This is a genomic window from Ideonella sp. P3_A4 (assembly GCF_056403075.1).
The window spans coordinates 1-3,957 of record NZ_JBFUGE010000558.1; the positions used below are offsets into that span (position 1 = coordinate 1).

At 67.8% G+C, this 3,957-nt stretch carries 4 protein-coding genes; 2 read left to right on the forward strand and 2 right to left on the reverse strand.

Going from position 1 to position 3,957, the window contains the following annotated elements; genetic code table 11:
• Together AC1DYI_RS28860 and AC1DYI_RS28865 are read left to right on the forward strand one after the other, a co-directional pair.
• Nucleotides 1-1,397, forward strand: a 1,397-nt coding sequence (locus tag AC1DYI_RS28860) for a M3 family metallopeptidase (RefSeq protein WP_477207559.1), incomplete at its 5' end; no start/stop codon positions are given.
• 45 nt (nt 1,398-1,442) lie between these two features.
• Nucleotides 1,443-2,087: a glutaredoxin domain-containing protein gene (locus tag AC1DYI_RS28865; protein ID WP_477207560.1), complete on the forward strand. Its 645-nt coding sequence runs from the start codon at nt 1,443-1,445 to the stop codon at nt 2,085-2,087.
• A gap of 10 nt (nt 2,088-2,097) precedes the next feature.
• Here the strand turns inward: AC1DYI_RS28865 and AC1DYI_RS28870 are convergent, their stop codons facing one another.
• Together AC1DYI_RS28870 and AC1DYI_RS28875 are read right to left on the reverse strand one after the other, a co-directional pair.
• A complete protein-coding gene (locus AC1DYI_RS28870) occupies nt 2,098-3,291 on the reverse strand; it encodes an MFS transporter (protein WP_477207561.1) in 1,194 nt (397 codons plus the stop codon).
• On the reverse strand, nt 3,288-3,957 hold a 670-nt coding region (locus AC1DYI_RS28875; protein ID WP_477207562.1), incomplete at its 5' end, for a DNA recombination protein RmuC. The genes AC1DYI_RS28875 and AC1DYI_RS28870, both read right to left, overlap by 4 nt.

Consider the following 3,957-nt stretch of genomic DNA (forward strand, 5'->3'; position numbering starts at 1 on the left):
AGATCACACTGCACTTCCCGAGCTACTTCCCGGTGCTGCAGTACGGCAGCCACCGGCCGCTGCGCGAAAAGCTCTACACGGCCTACGTCACCCGCGCCAGCGAGCAAGGCCCGGCCGAGCTCGACAACTCGCCGGTGATGGCCGAGCTGCTGACGCTGCGCCAGGAAGAAGCGCAGCTTTTGGGCTATGCCAATTACGCCGAGGTATCGCTCGCACCCAAGATGGCTCGTACTCCGGCGGAAGTGATGGCCTTCCTGCGCGACCTAGCCACACGCGCGCGGGCCAGCGCTGAGCACGATCTGGCCGAGTTACGCGACTTCGCAGCTCGCGAGTTGGAGCTGGCCGACCTGCAATCCTGGGATGTCGCCTACGCCAGCGAGAAGCTGAAGGAGGCGCGTTACGCGTTCAGCGACCAGGAGGTCAAAACCTACTTCCCGCTGCCCAAGGTGCTGCAGGGCTTGTTCGGCATCATCGAAACGCTGTTCGAGGTCGCGATCCGCCCAGCCGACGCCCCGACCTGGAACGATTCGGTGCGTTTCTTCCGCATCGAGCGGGCCGGCACGCTGGTCGGCGAGTTCTACCTCGACCCGCACGCCCGCGCCGGCAAGCGCCCGGGCGCCTGGATGGACGACGCGCGCGAACGCTGGCTGCGCCCGGACACTGGCCACCTACAGACGCCGATCGCACATCTGGTGTGCAACTTCGCGGCCCCTATCGGCGACAAGCCGGCGCTGCTGACGCACGACGACGTCATAACGTTGTTCCATGAATTTGGCCATGGCCTGCACCACCTGCTGACCCGCGTCGACGACCTGGGCGTCTCGGGCATCGCCGGCGTCGAGTGGGACGCGGTCGAGCTGCCCAGCCAGTTCATGGAGAACTTCTGCTGGGAATGGGACGTCGCCAAACACCTGACCGCCCATGTAGAAACCGGCGAGCCGATGCCGCGCGAGCTGTTCGACAAGATGCTGGCAGCCAAGAATTTCCAGAGCGGCTTGCAGACGTTGCGCCAGGTCGAGTTCGGCCTGTTCGACATGCGGCTGCACACCGAGGCCGACGCACCGCAGCGCATCCAGGCGATCGCCGGCGAGGTGCGCGACGAAGTGGCCGTGATCAAGCCGCCGGCCTTTTCGCGCACCGCCCACACCTTCTCGCACATCTTCGCCGGCGGCTATTCCGCGGGTTATTACTCGTACAAGTGGGCTGAGGTGTTGTCCGCCGATGCCTTCAGTGCGTTTGAGGAAGAAGGCGTGCTCAGTGCAGCCACCGGCCGACGCTACCGCAGCGAGATCCTCGAAGTGGGTGGCAGCCGGCCGGCGCTCGAAAGCTTCAAGGCCTTCCGTGGCCGCGAGCCGACCATTGACGCTTTGTTGCGTCATCAGGGCATCGCCGCCTGAGTTCTTCCGCTAGATTGCTGTCTGCATCAAAAGGGTTCGACCGCCATGACCACCACTCGCCTCCCGCTCGCCCGTTCGCTGGGGCTGGTTGCCGCCGCGCTGACGCTCGCTTCGATGACCTTGCCCGCCCACGCGGTCTACAAGATCGTCGGGCCGGACGGCAAGGTGACCTACTCCGACACGCCGCCGCCGACCGGTGGATCAGCGAAGGTGYAAGCCGTCTCGGTCGGCTCTGGCGGCGGTGCGCCGAATCTGAGCGGCTTGCCTGCAGAGCTGCGCCAGGCCGCGACCAAGTATCCCGTCACGCTGTACTCCACCGCCAGTTGCCGCCCTTGCGATGCGGGCCGCCAACTGCTGCAGCAACGCGGCGTGCCCTTTGCCGAAAAAGTGGTGGGCAGCACCTCTGCCGACACCACCGCACTGCAAAGCCTGACGGGCACGACCACGCTGCCGGTGCTRGCCATCGGCCAGCAGCAGCTCAAAGGCGTGACCGCCAGTGAATGGAACAGCTACCTGGACGCAGCCGGCTACCCGAACGAATCGAAGCTTCCGCCCAGCTACCGCGCCCCGGCGTCGACACCGTTGATCCAGCCAGCCGCGGCTCCAACAGCGGCTGACGCCGCACCAGCGACGCCTGCCGAAACGTCGACCACCGAGCGCCCGGCCAGCGGCCCGAACATCCGCTTCTAGAGCCAACCCGTCAAGCCTGCGGCCGCACGATGCGCGCCGCGGGCATCTGGGCGGCCAGCACCAGCGACCCCATCAGCCACAGTGGCGCGGCCGGCACGGTGGCCGCCGCCAAGGCGCCAAAGCTGACTGGCATCACGATGGTGGCCGCGTTGGTGGCCAGCATGCGCAGCCCCAGCGCCTGGCCATGGCGATCGCCCGGCGTCACCTGGTGCAGCATCGCCAGAATCATCGGTTGCACCGAACCCAGCGCCAGCCCCAGCAGCGCCGAGCCCAGCATCATCCCGGCGGCGCCCGGCAGCCAGTAGTAGGCGGCACAAGTCACCGTGGCCAACGCCATGGCCCCGCGCAGCGCCCGCTTCTCGTCCAGGTGATCGGCCCAGCGCGAGATCGCCAGTCGCACGATCGTGGCGGCCACCGCGAACGAACCGAGGATCAGGCCAATGCTGGAAGCGCTCAAGCCGCGTGCGTGACCCAGCACCGGTACTGCAAAACTGTGGGCGTCCCAACAGGACGACAGCGCCAGGTTCACCAGCAGCAGATGACGCAAGGGCGCCAGTCGCAGCAGGCTCAGCGCACCGCGCGGGCGGCCGCGGCTGTCTTCGTCGGGTTTCCAGATCGGGTTCGGCGCGCCCTTCGGCACTCGCTGCCCCAGCCACCACGCCAACAACGGCAGCACCGCGGCGAAGACAAAGCCCGCGCGGAAACCGACGTGGTCGATCAGCAGGCCGACGACCACTGGCGCCAGCGCGTTGGACAGCGCCGGGCCCAGCGCGATCCAGCTGAACACGCGCTTCAGGTCGCTGGCGTCGCGTGCCATCAGGCCGGCTTCACGCTGGATGCCCACGGCAGCCACCGCCACAGCACCGCCGGTCGCCAGCGCGGCGACCGCCAACGCCACCGGGTGCTGGGTCAGCACCGCCACCAGCGAGCCAGCCAAACCCATGGCCATGCCAACGCTCAAGGGGCGATGCAGGCCGTGGCGATCGGCCAGCCGGCCAGCCCAAAGCGACAGGCCGATCGGCGCCACCGCGAACAGCGACAGCAGCACGCCGACGATCCACTCAGGGTAGCCGCGGTCCAGCACCAACAGGCTGGCGGTGACGCGCGTGGCCGCCATGCTGGCGTGCACGCAGATCAGCGAGCCGATCACCGCCGGCAAGGCGGCACGCAGGTTGGACGCCGGCGGCGCGTCGCCGGCGCTCAAACCTCGCCCTCGGCGCCGGCGTCTTCTTCAGCCAGGTTGCCGAGCAAGGCCTGTGCCCGTCCGTCGGGCAAGGTCTCCACGGTCTTGAGCTTGCGGGCCATCATGCGGGTGCGGGTCTCGGCAAATTCGATCTGGTTGCTGGCCTCGTCGAGCTTCTTCTTCGTCTTCGCGAGCACGTCGCCAAACTTCTGGAACTCGCTCTTGACGGCGCCCAGCACCTCCCACACCTCGGCGCTGCGTTTCTCCAGCGCCAACGTGCGAAAGCCCATCTGCAGGCTGCTCAACGTGGCCAGCAGCGTGGTCGGGCCGGCCAGCGTGATGCGGTGGTCCCGCTGCAGGCTTTCAACCAGGCCCGGACGGCGCAGCGCCTCGGCGTACAGCCCTTCTGTCGGCACGAAGAGGATGCCGAAGTCGGTGGTGTGCGGCGCTGCGATGTACTTTTCGCGAATCGTCTTCGCCTCTTGCCGCAGGCGCGCCTCGATGGCCTTGGCAGCGATCTCGGCCGCGATGGGATCGGCGCGATCCTGCGCGTCSAGCAGGCGCTCGTAGTCTTCTCGCGGGAACTTGGCGTCGATCGGCAACCACAGCGGTGCGCCATCGTCACGCCGGCCCGGCAGGCGGACGGCGAACTCCACGCGCGCATTGCTGCCCGGCACCGTCTCGACG